Annotated in this window: 28 protein-coding genes; 14 read left to right on the top strand and 14 right to left on the bottom strand. The window is 72.7% G+C overall.

The window, feature by feature from the left end; all coding sequences use genetic code 11:
• Window positions 1-134 precede the first annotated feature (134 nt).
• Together ACQPZG_RS01385 and ACQPZG_RS01380 are read left to right on the top strand one after the other, a co-directional pair.
• Entirely contained in the window at window positions 135-572 is a 438-nt protein-coding gene (locus ACQPZG_RS01385; protein ID WP_433543900.1) for a glutaredoxin domain-containing protein, read from the top strand.
• A gap of 92 nt (window positions 573-664) precedes the next feature.
• A complete protein-coding gene (locus ACQPZG_RS01380) occupies window positions 665-853 on the top strand; it encodes a hypothetical protein (RefSeq protein WP_433543899.1) in 189 nt (62 codons plus the stop codon).
• 233 nt (window positions 854-1086) lie between these two features.
• Here ACQPZG_RS01380 and ACQPZG_RS01375 read toward each other — a convergent pair whose 3' ends face one another.
• Window positions 1087-1419 carry a hypothetical protein gene (locus ACQPZG_RS01375; protein ID WP_433543898.1) on the bottom strand — a complete coding sequence of 111 codons (333 nt, stop codon included), beginning with the start codon at window positions 1417-1419 and terminating at the stop codon, window positions 1087-1089.
• A 218-nt stretch (window positions 1420-1637) separates the two neighbouring features.
• Window positions 1638-2078: a VOC family protein gene (locus tag ACQPZG_RS01370; protein ID WP_433543897.1), complete on the bottom strand. Its 441-nt coding sequence runs from the start codon at window positions 2076-2078 to the stop codon at window positions 1638-1640.
• Between the two features lie 233 nt (window positions 2079-2311).
• Here ACQPZG_RS01370 and ACQPZG_RS01365 point away from each other — a divergent pair, with 233 nt between their 5' ends.
• From ACQPZG_RS01365 to ACQPZG_RS01355, 3 genes are all read left to right on the top strand, one after another.
• Window positions 2312-3034: a S1 family peptidase gene (locus tag ACQPZG_RS01365; protein WP_433543896.1), complete on the top strand. Its 723-nt coding sequence runs from the start codon at window positions 2312-2314 to the stop codon at window positions 3032-3034.
• 308 nt (window positions 3035-3342) lie between these two features.
• Window positions 3343-4047, top strand: coding sequence for an NAD(P)/FAD-dependent oxidoreductase (locus ACQPZG_RS01360; protein WP_433543895.1), 705 nt, complete (start codon window positions 3343-3345; stop codon window positions 4045-4047).
• Between the two features lie 21 nt (window positions 4048-4068).
• Window positions 4069-4698 (top strand): NAD(P)/FAD-dependent oxidoreductase, encoded by a 630-nt coding sequence (locus ACQPZG_RS01355; protein ID WP_433543894.1) that lies wholly within the window; start codon window positions 4069-4071, stop codon window positions 4696-4698.
• A gap of 7 nt (window positions 4699-4705) precedes the next feature.
• Here ACQPZG_RS01355 and rho read toward each other — a convergent pair whose 3' ends face one another.
• The gene (gene rho, locus ACQPZG_RS01350) at window positions 4706-5848 is read right to left on the bottom strand and encodes a transcription termination factor Rho (protein ID WP_433543893.1); all 1143 of its coding nucleotides are present in this window, start codon (window positions 5846-5848) and stop codon (window positions 4706-4708) included.
• 744 nt (window positions 5849-6592) lie between these two features.
• Between rho and ACQPZG_RS01345 the strand changes: the two genes are divergently transcribed.
• The gene (locus ACQPZG_RS01345) at window positions 6593-7312 is read left to right on the top strand and encodes a class I SAM-dependent methyltransferase (RefSeq protein ID WP_433543892.1); all 720 of its coding nucleotides are present in this window, start codon (window positions 6593-6595) and stop codon (window positions 7310-7312) included.
• Window positions 7313-7423: 111 nt separating this feature from the next.
• On the opposite strand, the gene ACQPZG_RS01340 is transcribed toward ACQPZG_RS01345, so the two are convergent.
• Together ACQPZG_RS01340 and ACQPZG_RS01335 are read right to left on the bottom strand one after the other, a co-directional pair.
• Window positions 7424-8383 carry an anti-sigma factor RsbA family regulatory protein gene (locus tag ACQPZG_RS01340; protein ID WP_433543891.1) on the bottom strand — a complete coding sequence of 320 codons (960 nt, stop codon included), beginning with the start codon at window positions 8381-8383 and terminating at the stop codon, window positions 7424-7426.
• Window positions 8380-9243 carry an MEDS domain-containing protein gene (locus tag ACQPZG_RS01335; RefSeq protein ID WP_433544586.1) on the bottom strand — a complete coding sequence of 288 codons (864 nt, stop codon included), beginning with the start codon at window positions 9241-9243 and terminating at the stop codon, window positions 8380-8382. Before ACQPZG_RS01335 ends, ACQPZG_RS01340 begins: the two co-directional genes overlap by 4 nt.
• Before the next feature lie 289 nt (window positions 9244-9532).
• On the opposite strand from ACQPZG_RS01335, the gene ACQPZG_RS01330 reads away from it, so the two are divergent.
• From ACQPZG_RS01330 to ACQPZG_RS01320, 3 genes are all read left to right on the top strand, one after another.
• The gene (locus ACQPZG_RS01330) at window positions 9533-10393 is read left to right on the top strand and encodes a SigB/SigF/SigG family RNA polymerase sigma factor (RefSeq protein ID WP_433543890.1); all 861 of its coding nucleotides are present in this window, start codon (window positions 9533-9535) and stop codon (window positions 10391-10393) included.
• Window positions 10394-10573: 180 nt separating this feature from the next.
• The gene (locus tag ACQPZG_RS01325; protein ID WP_433543889.1) at window positions 10574-10972 is read left to right on the top strand and encodes a VOC family protein; all 399 of its coding nucleotides are present in this window, start codon (window positions 10574-10576) and stop codon (window positions 10970-10972) included.
• Between the two features lie 163 nt (window positions 10973-11135).
• Window positions 11136-12491: a serine hydrolase domain-containing protein gene (locus ACQPZG_RS01320; RefSeq protein WP_433543888.1), complete on the top strand. Its 1356-nt coding sequence runs from the start codon at window positions 11136-11138 to the stop codon at window positions 12489-12491.
• A gap of 63 nt (window positions 12492-12554) precedes the next feature.
• Here the strand turns inward: ACQPZG_RS01320 and ACQPZG_RS01315 are convergent, their stop codons facing one another.
• From ACQPZG_RS01315 to ACQPZG_RS01305, 3 genes are all read right to left on the bottom strand, one after another.
• A complete protein-coding gene (locus ACQPZG_RS01315) occupies window positions 12555-14246 on the bottom strand; it encodes an alpha-amylase family protein (RefSeq protein ID WP_433543887.1) in 1692 nt (563 codons plus the stop codon).
• Window positions 14243-15241 (bottom strand): TIGR03885 family FMN-dependent LLM class oxidoreductase, encoded by a 999-nt coding sequence (locus tag ACQPZG_RS01310; protein WP_433543886.1) that lies wholly within the window; start codon window positions 15239-15241, stop codon window positions 14243-14245. The genes ACQPZG_RS01315 and ACQPZG_RS01310 overlap by 4 nt, the downstream gene beginning before the upstream one ends.
• Window positions 15242-15614: 373 nt before the next feature.
• Window positions 15615-16286 carry a TetR family transcriptional regulator gene (locus ACQPZG_RS01305; protein ID WP_433543885.1) on the bottom strand — a complete coding sequence of 224 codons (672 nt, stop codon included), beginning with the start codon at window positions 16284-16286 and terminating at the stop codon, window positions 15615-15617.
• A gap of 121 nt (window positions 16287-16407) precedes the next feature.
• Between ACQPZG_RS01305 and ACQPZG_RS01300 the strand changes: the two genes are divergently transcribed.
• Together ACQPZG_RS01300 and ACQPZG_RS01295 are read left to right on the top strand one after the other, a co-directional pair.
• The gene (locus ACQPZG_RS01300; protein ID WP_433543884.1) at window positions 16408-16554 is read left to right on the top strand and encodes a hypothetical protein; all 147 of its coding nucleotides are present in this window, start codon (window positions 16408-16410) and stop codon (window positions 16552-16554) included.
• A gap of 256 nt (window positions 16555-16810) precedes the next feature.
• On the top strand, window positions 16811-17029 hold the full coding sequence (locus ACQPZG_RS01295; RefSeq protein WP_433544585.1) for a DUF4190 domain-containing protein: 219 nt from the start codon (window positions 16811-16813) through the stop codon (window positions 17027-17029).
• Window positions 17030-17071: 42 nt separating this feature from the next.
• Here ACQPZG_RS01295 and ACQPZG_RS01290 read toward each other — a convergent pair whose 3' ends face one another.
• From ACQPZG_RS01290 to ACQPZG_RS01280, 3 genes are all read right to left on the bottom strand, one after another.
• On the bottom strand, window positions 17072-18226 hold the full coding sequence (locus ACQPZG_RS01290; protein WP_433543883.1) for a GH12 family glycosyl hydrolase domain-containing protein: 1155 nt from the start codon (window positions 18224-18226) through the stop codon (window positions 17072-17074).
• Between the two features lie 366 nt (window positions 18227-18592).
• Window positions 18593-19693 (bottom strand): hypothetical protein, encoded by a 1101-nt coding sequence (locus ACQPZG_RS01285; protein WP_433543882.1) that lies wholly within the window; start codon window positions 19691-19693, stop codon window positions 18593-18595.
• Window positions 19694-19695: 2 nt separating this feature from the next.
• Window positions 19696-20763 carry a hypothetical protein gene (locus ACQPZG_RS01280; RefSeq protein WP_433543881.1) on the bottom strand — a complete coding sequence of 356 codons (1068 nt, stop codon included), beginning with the start codon at window positions 20761-20763 and terminating at the stop codon, window positions 19696-19698.
• A gap of 246 nt (window positions 20764-21009) precedes the next feature.
• Between ACQPZG_RS01280 and ACQPZG_RS01275 the strand changes: the two genes are divergently transcribed.
• Complete coding sequence (locus tag ACQPZG_RS01275) at window positions 21010-21756, top strand: polysaccharide deacetylase family protein (RefSeq protein ID WP_433543880.1); 747 nt, start codon at window positions 21010-21012, stop codon at window positions 21754-21756.
• A 160-nt stretch (window positions 21757-21916) separates the two neighbouring features.
• Here ACQPZG_RS01275 and ACQPZG_RS01270 read toward each other — a convergent pair whose 3' ends face one another.
• Window positions 21917-22468 (bottom strand): MarR family winged helix-turn-helix transcriptional regulator, encoded by a 552-nt coding sequence (locus ACQPZG_RS01270; RefSeq protein ID WP_433543879.1) that lies wholly within the window; start codon window positions 22466-22468, stop codon window positions 21917-21919.
• 103 nt (window positions 22469-22571) lie between these two features.
• Here ACQPZG_RS01270 and ACQPZG_RS01265 point away from each other — a divergent pair, with 103 nt between their 5' ends.
• Window positions 22572-22985, top strand: coding sequence for an organic hydroperoxide resistance protein (locus ACQPZG_RS01265; protein ID WP_433544584.1), 414 nt, complete (start codon window positions 22572-22574; stop codon window positions 22983-22985).
• A 276-nt stretch (window positions 22986-23261) separates the two neighbouring features.
• A complete protein-coding gene (locus ACQPZG_RS01260; protein ID WP_433543878.1) occupies window positions 23262-23603 on the top strand; it encodes an SCO0607 family lipoprotein in 342 nt (113 codons plus the stop codon).
• 152 nt (window positions 23604-23755) lie between these two features.
• Here ACQPZG_RS01260 and ACQPZG_RS01255 read toward each other — a convergent pair whose 3' ends face one another.
• Window positions 23756-24439: a class F sortase gene (locus ACQPZG_RS01255; RefSeq protein ID WP_433543877.1), complete on the bottom strand. Its 684-nt coding sequence runs from the start codon at window positions 24437-24439 to the stop codon at window positions 23756-23758.
• Complete coding sequence (locus ACQPZG_RS01250; protein ID WP_433543876.1) at window positions 24432-25520, bottom strand: hypothetical protein; 1089 nt, start codon at window positions 25518-25520, stop codon at window positions 24432-24434. The genes ACQPZG_RS01255 and ACQPZG_RS01250 overlap by 8 nt, the downstream gene beginning before the upstream one ends.
• Window positions 25521-25743: the final 223 nt, after the last annotated feature.

The following is a 25743-nucleotide window of genomic DNA, read 5'->3' as shown; positions in this document are numbered from 1 at the left end:
GGCATCGGCTCAGGTACTCAGGGCAGGGGGCGCGGGGTACTCAGCGTGGGGGAGGTGAGTGGGCGAGCTGAGTGGGGGTTGCGGAGCGGCGGGGAACTGGCCGAACCGTGCCGGGACCCGTAGCGTGCGGTTCCATGACACGCACGTGGACCCTGCCGGTACTGCTGGCGCTCGGCGGCACCGTCGTGGCGACCGGGCTGATGTCCAGGGGGAACCCGGTCGCCGGTGTGGTGCTCCTGCTGTTCTTCGTGCTGCTCGCCGTCGTGAACTCGCCCCTGCTCTTCCCGAGGTCGCTCAGTGCGGCGGAGGCGCAGCGTCGCAGCGAGGCCGACGGCCGGCCGGTCGTCTACTGGCGCCCTGGCTGTACGTACTGCCAACGCCTGCGTATCCAACTCGGCCGCCAGGCGCGGCAGTTGCACTGGGTCGACATCTGGCGCGACCCGGCGGGAGCAGCCGCGGTACGGGCGGTCAACGACGGCGACGAGACCGTGCCGACGGTGTTCGTGGCGGGCCGCCCGTACACCAACCCCACCCCCGCGTGGGTGCGGGAGCACCTGCCCGCCGGGCGCTGACGGCTCAGCGCACTCCTCGGTGAACGCGTGCGACCCGGGCGTCAGCCGTTTTCGGGAACCAAGCGTGGGCCAAGCCATTACAGTGTGTGCCCATGAGGTCATGCAAGAAGTGCGGTGGGCCGCGCAGATGGCGCCGTGTCTGTTCGTCGTGCCGGTCCGGGTCGGAGAAGGCGGACGTCGTCGCCGACGCTGCCGAACTGGCAGTGGAGACAGGGCTGTTGTCTCTGATCGGTCGGACGGTCGGCGGAGTGCTGCGGCTGGCCCTGCGCGCCCTCGACTGACCGGCGGACCCTGCGCACCTGGTTCTGCGACCCCGGCCTCTGACCCGGACCCTCCGATTCAGGCCCTCTGACTCGGGCCCCGGACCCACTGACCCCGGGCCCCGGCCCTGTGACCCCGGCCCTGTCGGCGAAGCGCTCGTTGCCCCTGCGGGGGCCGCGGAGCGCGTGGCCGCGGCGGCCCGACCGCCGTGGCCACGCGGCTCAGGAGCGCGGGACGCGACCCCGGCGGCGCGTCAGGCGACGGTGAGGTGGAGGACCTCGGACACTCCCAGCAGGTGGCTGCTGCGGTGCAGGTGGTAGGAGACGTTGAGCTCGGCCGGGGCCGCGGGAAGGGTGTCGGCGGGCACCGCGAAGACGACGCTGCCGCCGTCGCCGACGGTGAGCCCGTCCACGTACTCCTCGCCGCTGCCGGTCAGCCAGAGGTTCACCGTGTCGCCCGCCTCGGCGGTCGGCACGGCGTTGACCGTGACGTGCACGGCGTCGGTGGACATTTGCCCGCGGTTCAGCCGCCCGCCGTGCGCCTCGGCGACGGCGGGGGCGGGCAGCAGGTCCTGGTCGTGGGTCATGCGGGGCTCCGTGACTGGTCCGACGGCCCGTGGGGGCCGGAAGCGTATGCGGTGGATCTCGCAGTGCCTGCCCACGACTGCCGGGTTCACCCGCGGAGGTGACGGGACCTGTGTCACAGCTTCCGGGTTCACCCGCGGACGTGACGGGACCTGTGTCACAGCTCCGGTCCGCAGCGCTGCGGACGGCAGCGCCACGACCCGGCCCGGGGCCCTCGGTGTCAGCCGAGCTGCTGGGCCAGTCCGACGAGGATGCCCTCGGGGCCGCGGAGGTAACAGAGCCGGTGGCTGTCGCCGACCTGCGCCACCTCACCGACGAGTTCCGCGCCGTGCGCCCCCAGGCGGTCGACCACCTCGTCGATGTCGTCGACGGCGAACATGACGCGGCGGATGCCCAAGGTGTTGGCCGGCGCGTCAACGGGCTCGCTGCGGATGGCCCGCGGGGTGTGGAACATCGCCAGCTCCACCCCGCCGTGACCGTCCGGGGTCCGCAGCATGGCGATCTCCTGCCGGACGCCGTCGAGCCCGATGACCCGTTCCGCCCCACGGTCCACGAGTTCGGCCCGGCCCTGCAACTCCATGCCGAGTGCGACGAAGAACGCGATGGCCGCGTCGAGGTCTTCGACCACGATGAGGACGTTGTCCATCCGCTGGATCGTCATGCCGGTCTCCTTCGTTCGGTGGGGCCGCGCCGGCCCCGCTACCGGCCCCGGGACACCACCGCCGGAGCGTTCCCGGCATCTTGTCCCAGCGGGGTGCATGCGGTGCGCCCGGCAGCGGGGGCACAAGCGCGAGTTATGGCCAGTCGTTAGTACCCGGGCGTTCCGTTCTCCGTCACTCTGGGGCCGTCGACCCCCACAACACGCACCTCAGCGTGTACCCGAAACGAGGAACCATGCGAATAGCCAGGTTAGTTCCCGCTGCCTTCGCCGCCGCTGCCTCCGTCGTCGCCCTCCTCGCCCCCACGGCCACGGCCTCCGTCGCCGCCCCGCCCCCCACCTCGCCGGTCACCCAGCCGATCATCGGCGGCGGCTACGCGCAGAACGCGCCCTGGGCCGCGCGCCTCTTCTCCAACGGACGAGAGACCTGCTCGGCCACGATCATCGCGCCGACCTGGATCCTCACCGCGAGACACTGCGTCACCGGCGGCGGGCTCTCCTTCCGTATCGGCAGCCTCGACCAGCACAGCGGCGGCACGGTCGCCAACGGCGTCCAGACCTACACCCACAGCTCCGACCTGGCGCTGGTCCGCCTGGACCGGTCCGTGCAGGGCACCTACTCCCGGCTGGGCCAGCCCGGTTCGGTGAGCGTCGGCCAGAGCGTGCAGGTCTACGGCTGGGGCGCCACCTCCCGGTGCGGCTCCGAGGCGAACTGCCAGTCCCGCTACCTCAAGGTCGCCAACGTCACCGTGACCGGCGGCTGCGGCGACGCGTACGGCGGCTCCGCGATCTGTGCGCGCCGCGGCAACGGCATCACCGCGGGCGGCGACTCCGGCGGTCCGATGAACGCGAACGGCGTGCAGGTCGGCGTCGCCTCCACCAGCGACCGCCAGACCACCACCGCGTACACGAACGTCACCGCGTACCGCTCCTGGATCCGCTCGGTCGCGGGCGTCTGACGGTCCCGGCCCCCCACCCCGGGACTTCCTTTCCCGGGCTTCCCGGGCCCCCGGCCCCGCAAGGCGCACGGCGCCCTGCGGGGCCTTCGGCTGCCCCGGCCGAACTCCGGGGACGGGCGGCCCGCCGGAATCCCGACCGCCCGGCCCGCCGCCGGAATCCCGACCGCCCGGCCGCCGCCCGAAGCCCGACCGCCCGGCCACCCCCCCCGACAACTTTTCATGCTCCTGACAGCCGTGGCATTGCGCCGCCCCGAAGAAGGGCATCACTGCAAGGAACGGCACCACTCCCCGGAGGGAGCAGTCAGCGCATGACCAAGCCCGACCGCGCAGGACGCGTCGACGACGCCGACCCCGACCTCTACCCCGACGCCGACGGCCCGGGCCTCGACTACGACGTCGTCGTCGCCGGGGCAAGCCTCGCCGGCAGCGCCGCGGCGATCCTGCTCGCCCGCCGCGGCGCCCGTGTCGCCCTGCTGGAACGCCGCTCCGACCCCGACGCGTACAAGACGCTGTGCACCCACTCCCTCACGGCCAGCGCCTACCCGGTGCTGGAGGAACTCGGCCTCGTGGCCGCCCTGGAGGAAGCCGGCGCCGTACGCAACCACGCCCGCTGGCACACCCGTTGGGGATGGATCGAGCCGCGGGCCGCGCCGACGGGCCCGGCACTGCCGTACGGGTACAACATCCGGCGCAGCATCCTCGACCCACTGATCAGATCCCGCGCCGGGCAGACCCCCGGCGTCGACCTGCTGCTCGGCCACCAGGTGACCGGGCTGCTCAGGAACGCCGGACGTACGGCCGGGGTGCGCGCGGCCACCCCGCACGGCGAACGGGAGATCCGCGCCCGCCTGGTGGTCGGCGCGGACGGCAAGGACTCCGCCGTGGCGACGTTCGCCGAGGTGCCCTCCCGGAGTTACGAGAACACCCGCTTCGGCTACCTCGCGCACTTCCGCAACCTCCCCCTGCCCGGCGGCGCCGGCCACGCCTGGTTCCTCGAACCCGACATGGCCTAAGCGTTCCCCAACGACGACGGGGTGACGGTCCTCGCGGTGCTCCCGGACAAGAAACGGCTGCCGGACTTCCGCGCGGACCTGGAGGGCAGCTTCCTCGCCCTCGTCCGCGCCCTGCCCGACGCGCCGCCCATCGACGCCGCCGAACGCATCACGAAGATAACCGGCACCGTCAACTACCCGTTGCACAGCCGTAGTCCGGCCGCTCCGGGCCTCGCACTCGTCGGCGACGCCGCCCTGACCTGCGACCCGCTGTGGGGGGTGGGATGCGCGTGGGCCCTCCAGTCCGCCCAGTGGCTGGCGAAGGCGGTGGCGCCCGCGGTGACGGGGCGGGGCGACCTGGACAGGTCGCTCGCGGCGTACGCACGCACGCACGGACGCCGACTGCGCGGCCACCAGTTCCTGGCCGCCGACTACGCCAAGTCCCGTCCGTTCAACCCCGTCGAGCGGCTGATGTTCTCGGCGGCGGCGCGCGACGCGTCGGCCGCCCGGCACGTGCATCTCTTCGCCGCCCGCCTCATCGGACCGCTGCGCTTCCTCAGCCCGGTCGCCGTGGCCAGGGCCACGGCGGTCAACGTCCGCCACCTCAGGACGCCCGCCCCGCCCGCCCATCTGCCGCCGCACCGGCCCCGCAACCGGCCCCGGTACCGCTGAACGGACCTCAGGAGGCGGGGACGGTGGAGTGGACCCGGCGCAGGAAGGCCGCGTTGTCCGGAGTGTGCCGCAGCGTGCTGAGCACGGCTTCCAAAGCGGCCTGGGCGCCGCGCGGCTGAAGGGCCCGGCGCAGCTGCCGTACGACCGCCGACTCGGCCGGCGGCACGAGGAGTTCCTCGCGGCGGGTGCCGGACGGAGTGATGTCGACGGCGGGGAAGACCCGCCGGTCGGCAAGCGTGCGGTCCAGCCGCAGCTCCATGTTGCCGGTGCCCTTCAGCTCCTCGAAGTAGAAGTCGTCGGCGCGCGAGCCCGTGTCGACGAGGGCGGTGGCCAGGATCGTCAGGGACCCCGCCTCCTCGGTGAGCCGGGCCGCGCCGAACAACCGCTTCGGCTCCTGCAGCGCCGACGCGTCGACGCCGCCGCTGAGCGTGCGCCCGCCGGACGAGGCGGCGTTGTTGTACGCCCGGCACAGCCGGGTCAGGGAGTCGAGCAGGATCACGACGTCGCGCCCCTCCTCGGCCAGCCGCTTGGCGCGCTCCACGGCCAGTTCGGCGAGCGCGATGTGGGCCTTGGCGGGCCGGTCGAACGTCGAGGCGTACACCTCGCCGCGCACGCTGCGCCGCATGTCGGTGACCTCCTCGGGCCGTTCGTCCAGCAGCACCACCATGAGATGCGCCTCGGGGTGGTTGGCGGAGACGGAGGCGGCGAGCTGCTGGAGCAGTACGGTCTTGCCGGTCTTCGGCGGTGCCACGATCAGCCCGCGCTGCCCCTTGCCGACGGGGGCCACCAGGTCGACGAGGCGTGCGCCGAGGCCGCCGGCCGGGCTCTCCAGGCGCAGTCGCTCGCGCGGGTGCAGCGGGGTCAGGTCACGGAAGTGCGGGCGGCGGCGGGCGGCGTCCCGGGGGGCGCCGTTCACGAGGTCGACCTGGGCGAGCGTGTGCGGCCTGCCGCAGACGCCGCTCACCAAGTCGCCCTTGCGCAGGCCGAGTCGGCGGATCAGCGAGACGGGCACCTGCACGTCGTGCGGGGCGGGCTCCAGGGCCGTGCCGCGCAGGAAGCCGTGGCCCCCCGCGGCGAGATCGAGGACGCCCGAGGCCGGGACCGGCGGGGCGGACGAGGAGGCGGGGGGAGTGGTGAGTGTGGTGGTCATGTGGAGTCGGTCCTTTCGAGGACGCGGGTGGCGAGAACGAGTGCAGGGGGAGTCCGGCGGGACGGCGGGGCACGAGGCCCTCGCGGGGGCGGACGGAGAAGTCCGCGGCCGGTGGGAGAACGCGGGTCGGCCGACGCGAGAGGCGAACGACGTGAGAGACCTGCGGAAGAGCGGGAAACGATGCTTCGGTGACCGGGAGCAAGGTGACCGCGGAGAAGAAATGCACCGGCGCCACAGAACGGGCGTACACAAGTGCTGACCGCACCGTACCACGGGATACGCGTGTCGGGTGCTGCTCCCGGAAGAAGCCTCCCGGAGCCGGAGCCTGAGCCCCAGCCGCCGTCGCCGTCGCGGTGATGGAGAGCGCGATCGGTTTCCGGGCCGGCCAGGTGACGGTGGGCAGCAACTGCCACGGGGTTTCCGCGGCCGACGTCAGCCGCTCCGTCCTGCGGGACCGCCGCCTTCGCAGCCGAGCGGGCGGCCGACCCCGGCCTCAGCGGGTCAGCGGGTCAGTGGCCCAGCAGGCCCGTGGCCGAGTAGGGCAGCAGGCCCGGTGGCCCAGCAGGCCCGTGACCCGGCGGGTCCGCGGGCCCGTGGCCCAGCAGGCTCGTGACACGGCGGGTCCGCGGCCCAGGGGGCCCGGGGCGCGGTTCTGCGACCCTGGTACGAAGCGGTTCCAGGAGCCGGGACCGAAGTGGCCCTGTGGCCCGCGGAGAAGCGATCTCGCGACCTATGCTGGGCGCGATGTTCACACCCCAGGGCCCCACTCTCCGCGAACTCGCCGTGCAGGCGCTGTCCTCCGTCGAGCACGGCTACGACCTGCTCGCCCCGAAGTTCGACCACACCCCCTTCCGTACCCCCGACACGGTCCTCGCTCCCGTGACACGGCTCCTGCGCGAACTCGGCCCGTTCGGCACCGGGCTCGACCTGTGCTGCGGTACCGGCGCGGGAGTGGACGTCCTGACGGAGGTGTGCCGAGAGCGGGTGGCCGGGGTCGACATCAGTGCGGGGATGCTGGACGTGGCTCGACGGCGACCGCCGACTTCCGTACCGGCGCAGTGGGTTCGCGGTGACGCGCTCGCGCTGCCGTTCGGCCCGGTCTTCGACCTGGTGGTGAGCTTCGGCGCCTTCGGGCACTTCCTGCCCGCCCTGCGCCCCGCGCTCTTCGAGCAGGTCCACGCGGTGCTGCGGCCCGGCGGCCGTCTCGCCTTCCCGCTGCCGGCCCCGGCCCGCCCCGGCTCGCGGGCCCACCTCGCCATGCTCGGATTCGACACGGTGATGCGGGTGCGCAACGCGCTCCGCCGGCCGCCGTTCGTCATGTACTACCGGGGCTTCCGGCTCGGCGACGTCACGACCGAACTGACCGCCGCGGGCTTCGCCGTCGAGACGTACGCCCTGGACGAACTCGGCCGCCGACCCGACGGCGCCCCGCGCTGCCGCATGCTGGTGGCGACCCGCCGTTGACCCACGGGGTCCCGGACGTCCCACGGGACGCCGTGCAGGGCCCTGTACGCGCCGGAGTGCACCGGTCGGCAGGCCGTCGCGGGCGAACGGACCCGTCCGTGCGGCGCCCTGCTATTCCATGCGCAGATGGAGTCGCAGGACGAGGCCCTTCGCTTCCGCCCGGATCTCCACCAGGTCGCACAGCTGGTGCATGATCCACACGCCCCGGCCGCCGGACGCGGCGAACGGGTCGGGGCGGCGACGGCCGGTCAGCGGGTTGGTCAGGAAGCCACGGTCGCTGATCTCCGCGATCAGGGCGTCGCCGTCGCGCCACATGCGCAGCCGTCCGCTGCCGCCGCCGTGGCGCACGGAGTTGCTGGTCGCCTCGCCGACGGCGAGGAGCCAGTCGGCGCGACGGGCCGAGGACAGGCCCGCGGCGGTCGCCCACCGGTCGGCCTCGTCCCGCGCACGTCCCAGGCCGTCCTCGTCGAACTCGACGCCGACCGCGCTCGCGGGCTCGGGCAGCGGGAGATCGCAGTCGCGGCACACGTCGTGGGGGTCGGCGTACCCCGAACTCGCCCGGTACGGGCCGGGTCCGCCCACGACCGGGTGCGTGCGGTACGCCAGTGCCAGTACGTCCTCGGGCAGCGCGGTGTCGTACGGACAGAGAATGGCGGCCTCGCGCCCCTCGAAGGCCAGGTTGATCAGCGCCTCGTGCCGCGTCGCCTCGGCGGCCTCGGCGGGGGTGCGGCCGACCCAGATCGGCTCGCCGACGATCGACACCCGGCCGTGGGCGCCGCGCGGACGGTCGGCGAACTCCTGGAGCAGGGACAGGATGCGGCCCGGGTTGCGTCCGGCGAGGGTCATGTCGACCCAGCTGACGTCCCGGCCCTCGTCGCCGAGATCGTCGCGCAGCAGGGCGAGGGCGGGGGCGGGCACCGCCACCAGTACGGGCTGTTCGTCGGCCACGGCGTCGCGGACGTACGAACCGACGCCCGCGAGGTATTCGTCCTGCGTGCCGTAGAAGAGGGCGGGGTGGAAGAAGGGGGGCTGGGCGCCGTGCTCGGCAGCCACGCTCGTGTGGGTGGTCATCGTCCGAGGACCTCCACGGTGGAGCGCAGTTCGGGGAACAGGTCCAGCAGTCGCCGCAGGGTCTCCGGCGCCTCTCTGAGCTGCAACGGAACGCCTCCGGGCCGTCGGCCCGCCGCTTCGGCGAGGGTGGCCAGCGAGGCGGCGTCGACGTGGTGCAGGTCGGAGAGGTCGAGTTCGAGGCGGGGCGCGGGAGCGTGCGAGACGGCGGCGGCGGTGGCGTCGATGACCCGGCGCGTGTCGTAACCGGCCGAACCGCTCAGCAGGAAACCCGGGGAATCGTGCAGCGGGGCCACCTGGAGCGCGGCCTCGGCGGCAGAGCCTCCCCGGTGCGTCAGATGGGCGCCGGCCAGCACGTTCACTCCCTCGTCGGACACCAGACGACGGTCGTAGAAGCACCACGCCGTCAGTGGCAGCCGTTCAAAAACCTCATGGTGTATCCGCAGTTCGTATTCCAGCAGACGGTCGGCGCCCGCGATGTCCCTTGTACCCCAGGACATCTCGCCCACGACCCGCAGCCCCCGGTAACCGTTCGCGGCGGCCGTGTCCACGCCCTCGTCCCACAGGGCGAACAGGGAATCCGGGTCGAAGACCGCGCCCGCCAGGTACGTCCGGGCGGCGGTCGACACGGTCAGCTGCCCCCGCCGTACGGCCTCAACCGCGTCGATCCCGTCGTCGGCGAGGGCGCGCAGTACCCGCTCGGGGTCGGTGACGTCGGCGAAGTACTGCATCTGCTCGTCCCGCTGCAGCCCGCCGCGCACGAACGCGCACAGGTGCGCGGCCCAGTGCCGGTCGTCGGAGTAGACGACGCTGGCATGCCGCCCCGCCGTCCCCCGCTCGGGCGGCACGACCGCCCCTGGCATCTCTGCCACGCTGCTCGACTCCTGCCCGCCCCGCCCGGCTTTCCGTATGTATTTCTGCACATCAAAACACAGGTCCGTGCCGTCGTGGAGCGGTGCCGTGCCCCACGGGCCGGGGGAGGTGGTCGCGAGCTCGCGGACGCGGTGGCCGCGGGACCTAGGTCACCTGGGGAAAAGGCCCTTCGACAGGGGTGGGCGGGCCTTCCGCTGGTGTGTGCTGCCCCACATCCCGGGCCATGCTGGCTCCAAGGCGAACCGCCAACGCAACGGGGTTTCGAGAGGGGACGGGACGATGTCGGCAGTACGGGAAACAGGCGTGCGGCGCAACGGTACGGACACGGAGCTGCCGCGGATCACGGATCCGCAGACCGTGGCTCCCAAGGACGCCCGACGGCTCTCCCGGCTCTACTTCGACCGGCTGCAGGAGCTGGAGGAGGGCACGCACGCGTACCAGTACGCGCGCAACACCCTGATCGAGATGAACCTGTCACTGGTCAGGTTCGTCGCGCGCCGCTTCCGCAGCCGGGGCAACGGTGAGCTGGAGGACATCATGCAGGTCGGCACGATCGGCCTGATCAAGGCGATCGACCGCTTCGACCTGACACGCGAGGTCGAGTTCACCTCCTTCGCCGTCCCCTACATCACCGGTGAGATCAAGCGCTTCTTCCGCGATACGACGTGGGCCGTGCACGTGCCGCGGCGGCTCCAGGAACTGCGTACGGAACTGGCCAAGGCGAAGGAGCAGTTGGCCACCGCCTTGGACCGCGACCCCACCGTCGCCGAACTCGCCGACCACCTCGACCTCCCCGAGGCGGAGGTCATCGACGGCCTGGTCGCCGCGAACGGCTACACCGCCGGCTCCCTGGACCTGCCCTCCGACACCGGTGAGGCGCAGGGCAACAGGTCGGCGCTCTCCTACGCCGACCTCCTCGGCTCCGACGACCCGGGCATGGAACTCTTCGAGGACCTGCACACCCTCGCCCCGCTCCTGGCCTCCCTCTCCGAGCGGGACAGGCACATCCTGTCCCTGCGCTTCGGCCAGGACCTCACGCAGACCAGGATCGCCGAGGTCCTCGGCATCTCGCAGATGCAGGTGTCCCGGCTCCTGTCCCGGATCCTCGGCCGGCTCCGCAACGGCATGCTCACGGACTGAGCCGACGTCCGACGCCCGGGGTTCGCGGACCGGGAAACCCGATACGTGATACCTGATACGTGATGTGCGATGTGCGATGTGCGATGTGCGATGCGCACAGGCAACCGGGGGGCGGCGGGTACGGTCGAGAGCACGCCCCGCTCCTGCGGGGGCCGCGAAAGGACCGGAAAGGACACGACCGTGACCGACGCCCCTCTGCGCGTCCGCGCCCTCGTCGTCGACGCCGCGGACCCGGAGCTGCTCGCCGCGTTCTGGTCCCAACTGCTCGGCAGGCCGGTCGAGAAGCGCGTCGGACCCTATGTGTGGCTGCGGCGCGAGGACGGGATCACCCTCGGCTTCCAGAAGACGCCCGAAGCCAAGTCGGTCAAGAACCGCATGCACGTCGACGTCTCCTCCCACGACCCGGAGGCCGAGCAGCAGCGCGTGGAGGCCCTGGGCGGACGCCGGTTGGAGGAGTACGCGGACAGCGGCTTTCTGGTGATGGCCGACCCCGAGGGCAACGAGTTCTGCATCATCCCCGAAGGGCGCCCCGTCGGCCTCGACGACGAGGGGCGTGCGCACTACCTCCGCCGGGGCTGAGGCGGGGCGCGAGGAGCGCGGGAACCGCCGGCTCGGCGGAAACATGACAAACGTCATCGTTTCCTGTGCGCGGGATCGTCCCGAGGGTGGAGGAACGAACCGGTGCGGTGCTCGGAGGATGGGCTCGTCCGTTCAGCACCCCCCGAGCCGACGGGATCCGCCCATGCGCCACGCCACCCACCCGCACGCCCGCCCCGCCCGCCGCAGAGTGCGCCTGGCCGCCGTGGCGTCGGCGGCCCTGCTGTCGCTCGCGGCCGGCACGCTCCCGGCCGCGGCCGTCGCCCCCGCCCCCGTCGCGGCGACTGCTGAACCCGCCGCCTCCCGCCTCGACCGGAAAGCGCTGCGCGCGTCCCTGGAGGCGTTCCACCGGGCGGGGATGTACGGGGCGTACTCCTCGGTCAGGGACGGTTCCCAGCGGTGGCGCGGCGCGGCGGGCGTCGCCGACATCCGCACGGGGCGGCCGATGCGTCCGGACTACGAGCACCGCATAGGCAGCATCACCAAGACCTTCACCGCGGTGGCCGTCCTCCAGCAGGTGGCCAAGGGGCGGATCGGCCTGGACGATCCGATCGGCGACCACCTGCCGGACCTGGTGCCCGGCGAACGCGGACGGCGGGTGACGGTACGGATGCTGCTCAACCACACGAGCGGCCTCGCGGACTACATACTTCCCGCCTTCCCCGACCTGGCCGTCCACCCGCAACGAGCCCTGGACGAGGGCCGGTTCCGCAAGCTGGACCCGGAGGAACTGGTCCGCCTCGGACTGGCCGCGAAGCCGGCCGCACCACGCGGCACCCACGCGTACGCCAACACCAACTACCTCATCGCCGGGCTGCTGTTGGAGAAGGTCACCGGCCAGGACGCGGAGGCGTACATCACCAGGAACGTCATCCGCAGAGCCGGTCTGCGCCACACGTACTTCCCGCGCACCGCCCGCCTCCCCGGACCGCACGCCAAGATGTACGAATCGTTCTACGGGACCATCGAGCCGGCCCGCGACTACAGCGTCTACGACATGTCCTGGGCGGGAACGGCCGGCGCGATGGTCTCCACGACGGACGACCTCAACGACTTCTACCGCCACCTCCTGAGCGGCAAGCTGCTCGGCGCGGCGGAGTTGCGCGAGATGAAGACGACGGTCCCGGCCTACGAACCGGCGCCCGGCGAGCAGCTGGTGCTGCGGTACGGCCTGGGCCTGTACACCCTCAGGATGCCCGGCGGCGGCTGGTACTGGGGACACGACGGCGGGGTCTTCGGGGCGGGTACCTGGGCGCTGTCCACCGAGGACGGTCGCCGGCAGGCCGCGATCGGCTACAACCTGATGAAGTACGAGCGGTTCGACGACACCGGCAAGCCACTCCCGGACCCGATAGGCGCAGCACTGCTGCGGCACATGGACGGCGCACTGGGCGGCGCCCCCGCCGGGCCCGCGGCTCCGCAGGCTCCGCCGCTGCCCCCGCGACTGCTCGACCCCGAGCAGCTGCGGAGCGTCCCCAGTTCCAGCCAGGGCGCGAGCTGACGGCGACGACGACGAGAGCCGGGCGGGCGCGGCAGCAGTACCGGGGCCGCCCGGCTCCTGGCCTCAGGCGGTCGTGCGGTCCGGGTCGTCCCGTTCCGTCGCCACGCGCAGCCAGCGGTAGCCGTAGGGCTCCAGGTCGACCCGTACGCGCTTGTCGGCGGACGTGCCGAGCGTGGCCGCACTGAAGACGTCCGTCAGTTCACCGTCCTCACCGAGGCCCGGCACGGACAGGGCCGTCGAGATCGCCTCGCCGGAGAAGTTGTGCACCGCCAGCACCGCGCCCTCCGGCAGTGAGCTGAGATGGGCCAGGACGGCGGGGCTCCCGCTGTCCAGCAGCTCGAAGTCGCCCCAGGCCAGCTCGGGCGACTCCCGGTAGCGCTCGACGAGCAGCCGCATGTGGGAGAGGAAGGAGTCCGGATCGCGGGACTGGTCGTGGACGTTGACCTTGTCCGGGGCGAACGCGCCGTCCGCGACCGGGTTGGGGAAGGTGGCCGGGTCCGCGGTGGAGAAGCCGCCGAGCTTGTCGGACGTCCACTGCATCGGCGTACGCACGGCCTGGCGGCCCTCCGCGGCGAGGTTCTCGCCCATGCCGATCTCCTCGCCGTAGAACAGCACGGGGGTGCCGGGCAGGGTGAACAGGAGACTGTAGACGAGTTCGAGGCGGCGCCGGTCGCCGTCGACCATCGGCGGCAGCCGCCGACGCAGCCCGCGGTCGTAGAGCTGCATCTCCTTCTCCGGGCCGAACGCCGCGAAGACCTCGGCGCGTTCGGCTTCGGAGAGCTTGTCGAGGGTGAGCTCGTCGTGGTTGCGCACGAAGGTCGCCCAGTGCGCGTCCCGGGGCGCGGCCGGCCGCTCGCGCAGACTGCGGGCCAGCGGGGCCGCCTCGCCCCGCGCCAGCGAGAGGTACATCTGCTGCATGCCGATGAAGTCGAAGCACATGGTGAGCTCGTCGCCCCGGCCCGAGCTGGGCTCGCCGAAGAACATCGCCGTGTCCTCGTACGGCAGGTTCACCTCGCCCAGCAGCACCGCCTCCCCGCTGCGCCGGCCCAGGAAGGCCCGCAGATCGGCCAAGTACTCGTGCGGATCGGGCAGTTGTCCGGCGTCCTGCTGCCCGTCGGTCTCCAGCAGGAACGGCACCGCGTCCACCCGGAAGCCGGACAGGCCCAGCTGGGTCCAGAAGCCCATGATCCGGGCTATCTCGTCGCGGACGCGGGGGTTGGCGATGTTCAGGTCCGGCTGCTGCTTGTAGAAGCGGTGCAGGTAGTACTGGCCGCTCCTCTCGTCGTACTCCCACACGCTGTCCTCGGCGTCCGGGAAGACCACGCCCTCGGGGCCGTCCTGCGGCGGCTCGTCCGCCCACACGTACCAGTCGCGGTGGTCGGAGTCCCGCGAGGAGCGGGAGTCCTGGAACCAGGGGTGGTGCTCCGAGGTGTGGTTGACCACCAGGTCCGCGATCACGCGGATGCCCCGGTCGCGTGCGGTACGGACGAACTCCGTGAAGTCGCCGAGGGTGCCGAGCCGCGGATCGACGCCGTAGAAGTCGGTGATGTCGTAGCCGTCGTCCCGTTCGCGGGTCGGGTAGAAGGGCATCAGCCACACGCAGGTGACGCCCAGCCGCACCAGGTGGTCGATGCGCTGGGTGAGACCGGCGAAGTCACCGGTGCCGTCGCCGTTGCCGTCCTGGTACGTCTCCACGTCCAGGCAGTACACGACGGCGTTCTTCCACCACAGGTCGGACGTACGGGTGAGCCTCATCGGGAACCGCCTGCCGTGTAGGAGGGTGCGGGGGTGACCTTGAGCTGTGGCAGCACCTCGCTGCCGAACGCCTCCAGGAACGCGCTCTGCTCCCGGCCCACGTGGTGCACCATGACCGCGTCGAAGCCGAGGTCGGCGTACTCCTGGAGCCAGGCCGCGTGCCGGCCAAGATCGGCCGAGACGTTCACCGAGCGGGCCACCTGCTCGGGGGTGACGTGCTCGCTGACCACGTCGAACACCTCCGCCGAGTCGATGTCCCAACTCGCGGGCGGGCCGTGCACGTTGGTGCGCCACTGGTCGTGGGCGAGGGCGAGCGCGGTGTCCTGGTCCGGGGCCCAGCTCACATGGACCTGGAGGTGCAGCGGCCCCGCGCCGCCCGCAGACCGGTAGGAGTCGACGATCCGGCGCAGCTGCTCCACGGGGGCGTTCACCGTGATGAGCCCGTCCGCCCACTCGGCGCACCACCGTGCGGTCGCCTCGCTGCACGCCGCCCCCACCAGTGGCGGCACCGTGTCCGGCCGGGTCCACAGCCGGGCCCGGTCCACGGTCACCAGGCCGTCGTGGCTCACCTCCTCGCCCCGCAGCAGGGCACGGATGACGTCGACGCACTCCCGCAGCCTGGCGTTGCGCACGTCCTTGCGGGGCCACGGCGCGCCCGTGATGTGCTCGTTGGACGCCTCCCCGCTGCCGAGCGCGGCCCAGAACCGGCCCGGATACATCGAGGCCAGGCTGCCGATCGCCTGCGCGACGATCGCCGGGTGGTAGCGCTGGCCGGGGGCGTTCACCACCCCGAACGGAAGGGACTCGGTGGCCTGGAGCGCGGCCCCCAGCCACGACCACGCGAACCCCGACTCGCCCTGGCGCGCGCTCCAGGGCGAGAAGTGGTCCGAGCACATCGCGGCCGTGAAACCGACCTGCTCCGCCTGGACGGCCGCCGCCAACAGCTCGGCGGGCGGCACCTGTTCGTGCGAGGCGTGGAACCCGTAGACGGTCATGCCCTCCCGCGTACCCCTTCGCCGGGCGATCATCGGCCGCGACGGGCCGCTCTTCCGTACGACGCCTTCTGTACGACGTCTTCTGTACGACGCCTTCCGTACGGCGTCTGCTGTACGACGTCTTCCATACGCCGTCCGCTGGACGACGGAGCGACGTGTTCCCGGACGAAGTCGTCCTCGGGCTCCTGGCACCGGACCGGAAGGCGGGCCCGGCGGTGCGGCACCGCCGCGGTCCGACCAGCAGTGCGCCGCGCACCGGTCTGCCGGGGACGGGGCCCGGTCCGCAGCGCGCCGCGCACCGGTCTGCCGGGGACGGGGCCCGGTCCGCAGCGCGTCACGACCCGATCCGCGGTGCTCCGGGGCCGGCCGGCCCTCAGCGGATCGTGGTTCCACCGTCCAGCCAGTGGCGGCGGCCCAGGCTGATCAGGCGCAACTGGCGTCGGGCGAGTTCGGCGGTGGACTCCTCGCCCTCGGGGCCCGCGGCGAGGAAGGCCGACGCGGTCATCACCATGTGGTCGACGTAGATCCCGGCCAGCATCACCAGGTCCTCGCGCGACCAGTGCGCCGAGTCGGGCAGGGCGCCGAGGGCGTCGGCCACCTCCTCGGCGAACAGACGCAGTTGGTCCCCGATCGCGCGGCGCACCGGCTGCACCCCGCCGTGCCGCTCGCGGGCGATGAACCGTACGTGCGCCGGCGCGGACCGCGTGAGGTCGGCGATCAGGCCGACGGTGAGAGCGATCCGCGCCTCGCTGTCGCCCGCGTCGGGGGCGGACAGGCCGGCGCGCAGGGTGCCGTGCAGGCCGCCCAGCGACTCCTCCACCAGCGCGACGCCGAGTTCCGCGGTGTCCTTGAAGTGCCGGTAGAAGGCGGTCGGGGCGATGCCGACGGCCCGGGTCACCTCGCGCAGGCCGAGACTGCTCAGGCTCTGGTGCTCCAGCAGGCGGAGCGCCGCGTCCAGCAGCGCCTGACGGGTCCTCAACTTCTGGGTCTGCCTGACTCCGACGGCCCCCGTCGCCCCGGTTGCGGCGTCCGCGATGTGACTCATGTCATCCAGTAAACAGTCGTTCTCCGTGGAAGGGAAGCATGGGCATCTGCTTCAGTGGACAAGTGTAGATACAACTGTTCACTCAAATCGTTCTCCTCCCGCTCTGCGAGGTGTTGAGCCAGTGATCGCACTCGTCGCCGCCCTCCTGCTCCTGGGCGTCCTGCTGGGCCCCGTGGCCCACCTGCCCCCGCCCGTCTCCCTGATCGCAGCCGCGGTGATCGGCTGCTGGCTCCTGGCCTTCGCGGTACGGGAACGCCGACACCGCTGAGGACCGCTCCGGTCAGCACGCCGGCCCGGGAGCGGCTCCCGAACCGCCCCTTCTGGGACCCGCCCTCCGAGAAAGGAGCACGACCATGCAGCACACCGCGCCCCACGAGACCCGCACCCGTACCGCCCCCGCGGCGGTCACCGACACCCCGCAGGCCGGAGCCGCCCGCACCGCCGCGGATCCCGCCCGCACTGCCAAGGACCCCGTCCCCGTCCCCGCCCGCACCCGCCGCGTCGGTCTGCACGACGCGGACGGGATGGCGGTCGCCTCCTTCGTGTTCGGCCTGGTCGGGCTGCTCACCATGAGCGTCGTCCTGGGCCCGGCGGCCCTCGTGCTCGCCACCCTCGCCCTGCGGCGCGGGACCACCCGTCGGTACCGGGCCTGGCTCGGGATGGGCCTCGGCGTCGCCGACCTCGTGGTCCTGGCGGTCGTCGTCGACCTGAACAACGCCGTCTCCTGGAGCTTCGGAGCCTGAGCCGGGACGCACCGGTTCACCGGCGCGCCCCGGACCCGTCCGCTAACTCACGGTGCAGACAGCGCCGTTGAGAGTGAAGCCGGACGGCTTGGCGAAGGTTCCGGTGTACGTTCCCTGGAAGCCGAACGACGTGCCGCCGTTGGCCGGGATGCGCGCGTTGGAGGCGGTGGGAACCGCCGTCACGGCTCCGGCGGCGGGGGACAGGGTGGCGTTCCAGGCGTGGCTGACCGACTGCCCCTCGGGGAGGGTGAAGGCCGCCTGCCAGCCGTCGATCGGCGTTGCGGCGGTGTGGGTGAGGGTCACGTCGGCGACGAAGCCGCCCGGCCAGGACTGGGCCGCGTAACGCACCTGGCAGGCTGCGGGCGTCGGCGTACCGGGGTCCGGGGCCGTGCCGCCGGTGTGCACCGCCGAGGAGAAGGACCGTACGGCGAGACCCGCGCCGTCCGCCCACGGCTCGAACCCGGCCTGCACGCTGGTCAGGTACCAGGAGGGTTCGGCGAGACCGCGTGCCACCGTCTCGTCGACGAAGTCCATCACGTCGAAGCTCCACTCGGGGATCGCCGCCGGGGCGACGAAGGAGAGCACGTCGTTGCCGCCGTTGTTGCCCGACCACACCTCCCAGGTACGCCCGCCGACAGAGGCGGTCCCGACCGGAGAGCCGATCGGCTGCACCGGGCCGACCCGATGGAACCAGATCATGATCTCGGTCCGATTCACTCCGTCCCTCTTGGGCGTGGGGTCGAGCCAGATGTCGTACGAGGCGTTGTACACCGCGTTGTTGACGTAACCGTAGGAAATGGTGCTCGGTGCGCTGCTGATGGAACTCAGCCGGGCGGGCAGGTTCGTGCCGGGGGAGCAGGTGGTGTAGTGGCAGCCGTTGAAGACGGACGGGTACGACTTCGGGGGCCCGTTGGTCGGTACGGAGCCGTCGGCCCGGGTGAGCTCGAAGCCGGTCGGGGTCACGTCGACGCACTGGGTGGCGCCGGTGCCCCAGCGGTTGTTCTGGACCGTGTAGCGGCCCTGGAGGGTGGCGGTTCCGAAGGTGTCGCAGATCCGGGTGTCGGCCGCTGGGGCGGCGGCACGGGCCCGGGGTTCGGCCTGGGCGACGCCTGTCGCCGTGGTGAGGGCGGCCAGTGACGCGAGGGTGGTCAGCGAGGTGAGGAGGGCGGTACGGAGGCGGGGCAGCAGCGGTCTCATGTGACCCTTTCCGCGAGCGGTGGGGGCGGAGGGAACGGAGGGTGCAGTTGGTGGGAGCGCTCCCATGGGGTGTCCCGGGCAGGACTGTAGGGATGCCGGTGCGTTCTGACAAGAGGCCCGGCGGGTCAAGTCGACGTGGCTAGCGGCGAGTTGGTCGACCGCGCGGGCGGCTTGCCGCGACGCCCGCCGACAGCGGCGGGGGCACGTCAGGACGGCCGCGGGGAGCGGCGGGGGTGCGGCGAGACGACTGCCGGACAGTGGCGGGGTGCGGCGAGACGGCCGACGGCAGCGGCGGGGTACGGCGACCCGCGTGCCGCCCGGCTCGTACCGAGCCCCCGCCGCCCGCTCACCCGTCCCGCTGCCGCCTCACCCGAAGCGCAGGACGCGCGGTGCGAAGGTGCCCTCGGGGCCGGCGGCGCGGCCCACCGACCACACCGTCGCGGTGCCCGGCACCGGGGCCAGCGTCAGCGCGGACGACGCGCCCTCCCCGGGCACGGCCGGCTCGTCGTACGGGGTGAAGGCGGAGCCGTCCCAGGCGAGGAACGCGGGCCCGGGGACCAGCGGGGGCTGGCTGCCGGGCGGCCCCCACTTCTGCGAGCGGGCCACCGCGACCCAGCCCAGCCCGCCCGAAGCGCCGGGTGCCAGTGAGGTGATGCCGCCGAAGTCCGTGGGCACGGCCACCCGGCTCCACTCCGTGCCGTTCCAGCGCATCAGCAGCGGCGGGATCGGCCGGCCCACCGGTCCGCCGATGAATCCGGCCGAGCCGCCCGCCCACACCTCCGTCGGCGAGACCGCGAGTACCGTGCCGACCCCGGACCGGGGGAAGCCGTTCACGACCGTCTGCTGCCACGCCTGCCCGTCCCAGTGCGACACGGTCGCTCCCGCTCCGGAGGAGCCCGCGGCCCAGACGTCGTCGGCCGCCAGGAGGTGAAGTCCGTACACGGAGCCGGGCGGCACCGGCAGGTCCCGCCAGTTCTGCCCGTCCCGGCGCAGCAGTGCCTGGGCGCCGTCCCGGGAGCCGATCAGCCAGGTCTCGCCGCCGCCCGCGACGACCTTGGTCACGGCGACGCCGCGCGGCGCCCGGCTCTCCCGCCAGCCGGAGTCGTCGAGGCGGAGCAGCCGGGTGCCGCCCGCCGTGTCGCGGCCGACCGCCCAGCCCTCGGTCGCCGAGGTGGCGGCCACCGACAGCAGTTCGCCCTGCCAGGCGGGGCCGGGGAGGCTCTGGCGCTGCCAGGCGGTGCCGTTCCACCGCAGCAGCAGCGGGAAGCCCGGCGCCGAGCGGCCGACGGCGTCCGTGCCCACCGCCCACGCCCGCTCCGGCCCGGTCGCCGCGGCCTCGTGCAGCCCGGCCTGCGGGCGCACCTGTGCGGGCACCGGGACGTGCTGCCAGCTCAGGGGGTCCGCCGCGGCGGCGGGAACGAGGGTCATGGCGACCGCGAGGGCCGCGACGAGAAGTCTCCGTGCCATGGTCAGCCTCCCAGCCGTTCGCTCATCAGGTTCGGTTTCGAGCCGTAGACCTCGACGGTCCCGAAGGACAGCAGGGTGGACCCGGCCCTCGCCAGCGCGCGCGGCTGGACCTCGATCGCGTGCGTGCGCTGCGGGCCGTAGGAGAAGCCGGTGCGGGAACCGTCCACCCGGGCGTACTTGGACTGGAACGCGCGGTCGCTGCGCACCGGCAGCCACAGCGCTCCGTCCGGGCCGCGCACCATGTCCTCGGCGGACGCGTTGTCCAGGGGCGGGTAACTCGTGCGCCAGCTACGCCCTTTGCCCGTCATCAGGTACGTGCGGTTCACGCCGTCGGCGTACTGGCTGCCGCCGATGGCGACCCGGCCCGACGGCTCGGGAAGGACCGTGTGCACGTTGCCGTTCGGCGGCAGCGGCACCTTCGCGTCCCGCCACGTCGTGCCGTCCCAGCGCAGTACGGCCGCCCCGGCGGCGGTGTCCGCCCAGGCCCAGGCGTCGGTGGCGCCGAGGGCGGTGATCCCCCGCAGGGACAGCACGCCTTCGGGGGCGGGCTGCGTGGTCCAGCGGGAACCGTCGTAGTGCAGCACCTTCAGCCCGCTGTCGTCCTCGCCGACCACCCACGCGGCGCCCGGTACCGCGGTGAAGTCCTGGTAGTACCAGAGGGTCTGCGGCAGCGGAACGGCGCTCCACCCGCCCGCCGACCGCCGCAGGATCTCGCCCGCCCCGTCGCGGTGGTGGAAGACCCACATCTCCCCGCCGACGAACTGCACCTTGCCGAGCCGACCCGGCTCGTCGGCTCCGGGGAACGTGGCGTCCCGGCTCCAGGCGGCGCCGTCCCACCGGTACAGCACCGGTCGCGGGCCGTCCGGGGCGGACTCGGAGCCGGTCGCCCACGCCTCGCGGGGCCCGCGGGCGGCGAGGTCGGCCACGTACACGGACGGGGTCGCCGCCGGCACCGGCAGCGCCGACCAGCGCGGCGGCGCGGACGCGGCCGCCGTCCCGGCGCCGACGGGCGAGACCACCGCGGCACAGGAGAGCACGAGACAGACGACGAACGTACGGAGACCGTTCACGAGACCCCCAGGAGTACGAAGGGCGCACACGCTACTGAGGCCGCACACCGCTGAACAGACGGCATCAGGCCGAACACGGGCTCCGCCCGGTCCCGTTGTCTCGTTCAACTCCTTTGCAGTGAGGCGCAGTTGGTGGGCCAGCCGGACGGGGGATGTGCGGGCGGGGCGTCCTTCCGGAGCGCGGCGCGCGTCCTTGTGCCGCCCCCCCCGCGCCGCGCCCCGGAGGCGGGGTCGATGATGAGAGTCATGAACCGCACCCGCACCACGGGCCTGCTCCTCGCCGCCGCCCTCCTCCCTGTTCTCACCGCGTGCAGCACGCTCACCGGCGTCATCTCGCCCGCCGAGGCGCGCGGCGACGCCGACGGCGGGGCCGCAGGTCCGGTCGACTGCGCCGAAGCCAAGTGCGTGGTGCTGACCTTCGACGGCGGTCCCAGCGCCCCGACGCCGAAACTTCTGGACGTCCTGAAGCGGGAGAAGGTGCCGGCGACCTTCTTCCTCCAGGGGCAGGGCCACACCGACACCTATCCGCAGACCGTGACCCGGATGGCGAAGGAGGGCCACGAGGTCGCGAACCACACCCTGACGCACAAGAACCTGACCGAACTGACCCCGGACGAGATCCGCGCGGAGGTCGAGCCGGTGCAGAAGGACATCGAGGCCGCCACCGGCAAGGTCCCCAACCTCCTGCGCCCGCCGGGCGGCGCCACCAATGACGACGTCTCCGACGTCCTTGAGGAACTCGGCCTCGCCCAGGTCCTGTGGAGCGTCACGGCCAAGGACTTCCAGACCACCGACAGTGCCCTGATCAAGCAGCGCGTTCTCGACCAGACCGAACGCGACGGGATCATCCTGCTCCACGAGCGGTACGCCGGCACGATCCCGGCGGTCCCGGGGATCATCTCCGAACTCCGGGCGAAGGGGTACACGTTCGTCACGTTCTCCCAGCTGATGTCCCCTGCCGTGCCCCGGGCCGGCGAGGTCTACCGGCCCTGACCCGGCGGTCGGCCCAAGGGTGCCGTTTGCGGACGATGGGGATCGCAGGGACCGTTCCGGGCGTACGGGAGCGGGCGGGGGCGGCTGTTCGTGTTCGTCCCGCTGCCACCGGTGCGGACCTCACCGGCGGGTCCTCGCGGGGAAGGGCGCAGCACCGGCCTCAGTCGGCCGCGCAGCCCCCGGTCAGGGACGCGGGGTCCGTGCCGTCCAGGGTGGCGGTCAGCGTGGTGAGCCGGGCGCGCAGGTCGGCGACCTCCGCCAGGGTGAGGCCCGTGGCCGAGGCGATGGCGCGCGGCACGGCCAGGGCCTGTGCGCGGAGCGCGACGCCCTGCGCGGTGGGCCGGACGGTGACCGAGCGCTCGTCGTCGGGGCTGCGGCGGCGCTCCACGTGGCCCGCCGACTCCAGGCGCTTGAGCAGGGGGGAGAGGGTGCCCGAGTCCAGCCTCAGCCGTTCGCCGATCCTCTTGACGGGGAGTTCGCCGTCCTCCCAGAGCACCAGCATCACCAGGTACTGCGGGTAGGTGAGGCCGAGGTCCTTCAGCGCTGTGCGGTAGACGCCGTTCAGGGCGCGCGTCGCGGCGTGCAGCGAGAAGCAGATCTGGTGGTCGAGGCGCAGGAAGTCCTCGTCCCGTACGTCCTGCGGATCCCGTGCGTCCCGTGCGTCCTCTCCGGCCGTTCCGTTCGCCGTCGTCCGCTTCTGTTCCTTCGCCATGGAGGCAGCGTACCGCGCATCATTAAGTTGTGCACAATTGAATTGTGTGCTCTAGTGATGGTCATACGTTCCACCGACCGACGACCGAAGAGAGATGGACCCCATGGACGCGCTGTACACCGCTGTCGCCACCGCCAACGGCCGCGAGGGCCGTGCCGTCAGCTCCGACGGTCAGATCGACCTGCCGCTCGGCTTTCCTGTCGCCCTCGGCGGAAACGGCCGCGGCACCAACCCCGAGCAGCTCTTCGCCGCCGGTTACGCCGCCTGCTTCGCCAGTGCGATGGGCTCCGTGGCCCGCCAGGAGAAGCTCGACGTCTCGGACGTCTCGGTGACCGCAGAGGTCAGCATCGGCAAGGACACCGACGGCGGCTTCGGGCTCTCCGTGATCATGCGGGCCGAACTGCCCGCGCACCTGGAGGGCGAAGTGGGCCGGACGCTCCTGGAGAAGACCCACGCGTACTGCCCCTACTCCAAGGCCACCCGGGGCAACATCCCCGTCGAGCTCGTCATCGAATAGGCACCACGGCCGACCGGCCCCCTGCCGTGACGCGCGCGGTCGGCCGCACCTCCCGGGTGCGGCCGACCGCGCGTTCCTGCGGGGAGACGGTCCGCGTTCCGGACGGACCTTCGGGCGGCCCGGATCGTCCGGGACCTGAGGCATGGCCGGGGCCGGTACCGGGTGTCGGCCCGCCGTGGGCATGCCGCATGCTGGTCCGGGAAGATCATTTCCCCCGGCAGCGGGGGAGGAGCAACGCACAGCGGCACATGGCCGCCGGATCCGAAGGAGTGCAGCATGCGAGAGTCCACCCGTGCCCGTGCCCGTGCCCGTGCGGCGAGCGGCGGAAGCCGGCGTCGGGGCGTATCCGCGGTCCTGGCGGTGGCCGCCGCCGGGCTGGTTCTCGCCTCAGCCGGCTGCTCGTTGCAGGACGCGATCTGCGGCGGCGAGGAGTACCCGGTCCTGCACGTCGGCTCCACCGGCCGCGCGTGCGTCCCCAAGAGCGAGGAGCCGCCCAAGGGGTACGCGCGCTTCCCGGAGGGGAAGGTTCCGCAGCACGTCGACGACGAGTGGGACACGTACTGGCAGAGCCGCACCCTTGACAAGGACGGCAAGATCATCGAGGTCTCGGCGGGATGAACCCGCCGCTCGGCGTGGCGCCCGAGCCCCGAGCGGATCGTCCCCCCGCGCCCGGCGGACCCTGCGGAGGCCCTGTCGCGCAGCGGCCCGCGGGGCCCGCCGTCCGCACGGCGGGCCCCGCGGGCCGCTGAGGGGAGACACGGCACCCCGCTCTACGTTCCGGCCCTGCCCAGGAGATGGGCGAAGACGACGACGTTCGAGTCCCAGTGGCGGTTCGCGGTGAGCGAGCCGCCACAAGTGATCAGCCGCAGCTGCGACGTGCCGCTCCCGCCGTAGACCTTGTCCGTCGGGAAGTCGGCCTTGCGGAACGTCTCCACCGAGTCGACCGCGAACACCGCGGTGGCCCCGTCCCGGCGGTGGATTTCGATCTTCTCGTTCTTCGTGAGGTCCTTGAGGTCGTGGAAGACGGCCTTCTCCGTTTCCGGCGTGTCCAGGTGGCCCACGATCACGGCTGCGCCCTTCTGGCCGGGTGCGGGGCCCAGGCGGTACCAGTCGGCCTGCGTGGGCTCGTCCATCGGCGGTGTCTCCATCACCCCCTGGGCGTCGAGGCCCACCGAGCCGACCTCGGCGTCGACACCGATGCCGGGGACGGTGATCCGGTCCGGGGCCGACGGGCCGAGGGAGGCGACGGGAACGATCCCGGTACGGCCCTGCCCCGCGTGCACGGTCCTCGCACCGTCGTGCACGCTCCTCGTCCCCTCGTCGGTAACCGGCGCACCCCCGGCGGGGGCCGAGCAGCCCACCGACACGGCTGCGGCGAGTGCGGCGGCCGTCGCCAGGACGGCCGTGCGCCGTGCGCGGCGGCCGTTCCGTCGGACGGCCGTCGCCTCAGCCATTGCCGTGCCGGCGACGCAGGGCGAACGCGCCGATCAGGGCCGTCGCGCCGAGTGCCGTACCGGCGACCAGGCCGGTGTTGATGCCGTCGGCGGAGGCGGCCGGGGCCATGCCGGTCCGGACGGAGCCCTCGGGGACCTTGTACTGGTGGGGCTGGACGGGCTTCACCTGGTCGGAGCGGGTGTGCGCGGCGGTGTGTCGGCGGCTGTCGGCGGCGGTGTGCCGGCGGTTGTCCGTGGTGGTGTGCCGACGGTTGTCGGCGGCGGCGCTGCCCGCGGCGACCCCGAACTTCGCCGTGTCGATCTTGGTGGTGCCGACGTAGCCGTCGACCGCGTAGTAGCCGCTCCTGGTGTGGTCGGAGACGGTGGCCCGGCCGTGCCAGGTGCCCTCGTGCAGGGGGTCGCGCTCCAGGTTGACCTGGCCGGTGAAGGCGCGTGACTTCACCGTCGCGTTGCCCTTGAGGTTGCCGCTCTCGATCGTGACGGCGACCTTGTCGCCGGGCTTGCCGCCGTCGGTCGACAGGGTCATCGAGGCGTGGGCCGGAACGGGAACCGGCGGCGTGGGGGAGGGGCGGGCGTCCGTGTTCACCAGGAAGGCGGCGGAACTCTGCGCACCGGTGTCGCCGTAGTCGGCGGTGACCGTCAGGTGCGCGGTGCCGATGCCGAAGCCGGCCTTCACCGTGCCGGTGCCCGCGTAGACGGGGTGCTCGCCGGTTCCGGCCGACGGCGTCAGGCTGATGCGGTCGAGTGCGTCCGACTTCGCGGACACCTTCGCGCCGGCGGGTGCCGTGACCTTGAACCGGACGACCTCTCCGGCCGCGTAGCCCGTCCTGTCCTTGGGCGTCGAGGTGACCGACACCGCCGGGGCCTCCGCCTTGTCGGGGGCGCTCGGAGCGGCCGTCGGCGTGTCCGATGCGGGCGACGAGGCGGGGGCCGAGGGCGTGTCCGTCGCGGACGGCGTGCCGGAGGCGGCGGCGACCGGCGTCGAGGACGCGCCGGTCTCCGAGGCGAAAGCGGTGGCCGGCGCAGCCATCGCCACCGTGGCGGCGACGGCTATGGCGGAGAGGGTGAATGCCTTGCGCATGAGTGAAACCTCCTCGTGGGGCAGGGCGGTATGCCCGTTACGCCCTCTATGAGGAGGCTGTGCGACGGCTGGTTTCGTTCTCGCCCGCAGAAGTTTTCGGGTGATTCGGGCGTCCTGTCGAAGGTCCCGAGGTGCTCCGGCGGCTCCCACCAGGCGCCTTTGAGGAAGTCGAGAGCAGTCCTTTGCTCCCTGTTTAGTGGCTTTGGTCCCGGCCATCCCGCCC

Source organism: Streptomyces sp. CA-294286, assembly GCF_050947155.1.
GTDB lineage: Bacteria > Actinomycetota > Actinomycetes > Streptomycetales > Streptomycetaceae > Streptomyces.
This window is presented reverse-complemented; position numbering and strand designations above follow the sequence as displayed.

Coding starts and splice junctions, on each gene's coding strand:
- ACQPZG_RS01385 (WP_433543900.1), top strand. CDS start 135: ATGACACGCACGTGGACCCTGCCGGTACTGCTGGCGCTCGGCGGCACC.
- ACQPZG_RS01380 (WP_433543899.1), top strand. CDS start 665: ATGAGGTCATGCAAGAAGTGCGGTGGGCCGCGCAGATGGCGCCGTGTC.
- ACQPZG_RS01375 (WP_433543898.1), bottom strand. CDS start 1,419: ATGACCCACGACCAGGACCTGCTGCCCGCCCCCGCCGTCGCCGAGGCG.
- ACQPZG_RS01370 (WP_433543897.1), bottom strand. CDS start 2,078: ATGACGATCCAGCGGATGGACAACGTCCTCATCGTGGTCGAAGACCTC.
- ACQPZG_RS01365 (WP_433543896.1), top strand. CDS start 2,312: ATGCGAATAGCCAGGTTAGTTCCCGCTGCCTTCGCCGCCGCTGCCTCC.
- ACQPZG_RS01360 (WP_433543895.1), top strand. CDS start 3,343: ATGACCAAGCCCGACCGCGCAGGACGCGTCGACGACGCCGACCCCGAC.
- rho (WP_433543893.1), bottom strand. CDS start 5,848: ATGACCACCACACTCACCACTCCCCCCGCCTCCTCGTCCGCCCCGCCG.
- ACQPZG_RS01345 (WP_433543892.1), top strand. CDS start 6,593: ATGTTCACACCCCAGGGCCCCACTCTCCGCGAACTCGCCGTGCAGGCG.
- ACQPZG_RS01340 (WP_433543891.1), bottom strand. CDS start 8,383: ATGACCACCCACACGAGCGTGGCTGCCGAGCACGGCGCCCAGCCCCCC.
- ACQPZG_RS01335 (WP_433544586.1), bottom strand. CDS start 9,243: ATGCCAGGGGCGGTCGTGCCGCCCGAGCGGGGGACGGCGGGGCGGCAT.
- ACQPZG_RS01330 (WP_433543890.1), top strand. CDS start 9,533: ATGTCGGCAGTACGGGAAACAGGCGTGCGGCGCAACGGTACGGACACG.
- ACQPZG_RS01320 (WP_433543888.1), top strand. CDS start 11,136: ATGCGCCACGCCACCCACCCGCACGCCCGCCCCGCCCGCCGCAGAGTG.
- ACQPZG_RS01315 (WP_433543887.1), bottom strand. CDS start 14,246: ATGAGGCTCACCCGTACGTCCGACCTGTGGTGGAAGAACGCCGTCGTG.
- ACQPZG_RS01310 (WP_433543886.1), bottom strand. CDS start 15,241: ATGACCGTCTACGGGTTCCACGCCTCGCACGAACAGGTGCCGCCCGCC.
- ACQPZG_RS01305 (WP_433543885.1), bottom strand. CDS start 16,286: ATGAGTCACATCGCGGACGCCGCAACCGGGGCGACGGGGGCCGTCGGA.
- ACQPZG_RS01295 (WP_433544585.1), top strand. CDS start 16,811: ATGGCGGTCGCCTCCTTCGTGTTCGGCCTGGTCGGGCTGCTCACCATG.
- ACQPZG_RS01290 (WP_433543883.1), bottom strand. CDS start 18,226: ATGAGACCGCTGCTGCCCCGCCTCCGTACCGCCCTCCTCACCTCGCTG.
- ACQPZG_RS01285 (WP_433543882.1), bottom strand. CDS start 19,693: ATGGCACGGAGACTTCTCGTCGCGGCCCTCGCGGTCGCCATGACCCTC.
- ACQPZG_RS01275 (WP_433543880.1), top strand. CDS start 21,010: ATGAACCGCACCCGCACCACGGGCCTGCTCCTCGCCGCCGCCCTCCTC.
- ACQPZG_RS01270 (WP_433543879.1), bottom strand. CDS start 22,468: ATGGCGAAGGAACAGAAGCGGACGACGGCGAACGGAACGGCCGGAGAG.
- ACQPZG_RS01265 (WP_433544584.1), top strand. CDS start 22,572: ATGGACGCGCTGTACACCGCTGTCGCCACCGCCAACGGCCGCGAGGGC.
- ACQPZG_RS01260 (WP_433543878.1), top strand. CDS start 23,262: ATGCGAGAGTCCACCCGTGCCCGTGCCCGTGCCCGTGCGGCGAGCGGC.
- ACQPZG_RS01255 (WP_433543877.1), bottom strand. CDS start 24,439: ATGGCTGAGGCGACGGCCGTCCGACGGAACGGCCGCCGCGCACGGCGC.
- ACQPZG_RS01250 (WP_433543876.1), bottom strand. CDS start 25,520: ATGCGCAAGGCATTCACCCTCTCCGCCATAGCCGTCGCCGCCACGGTG.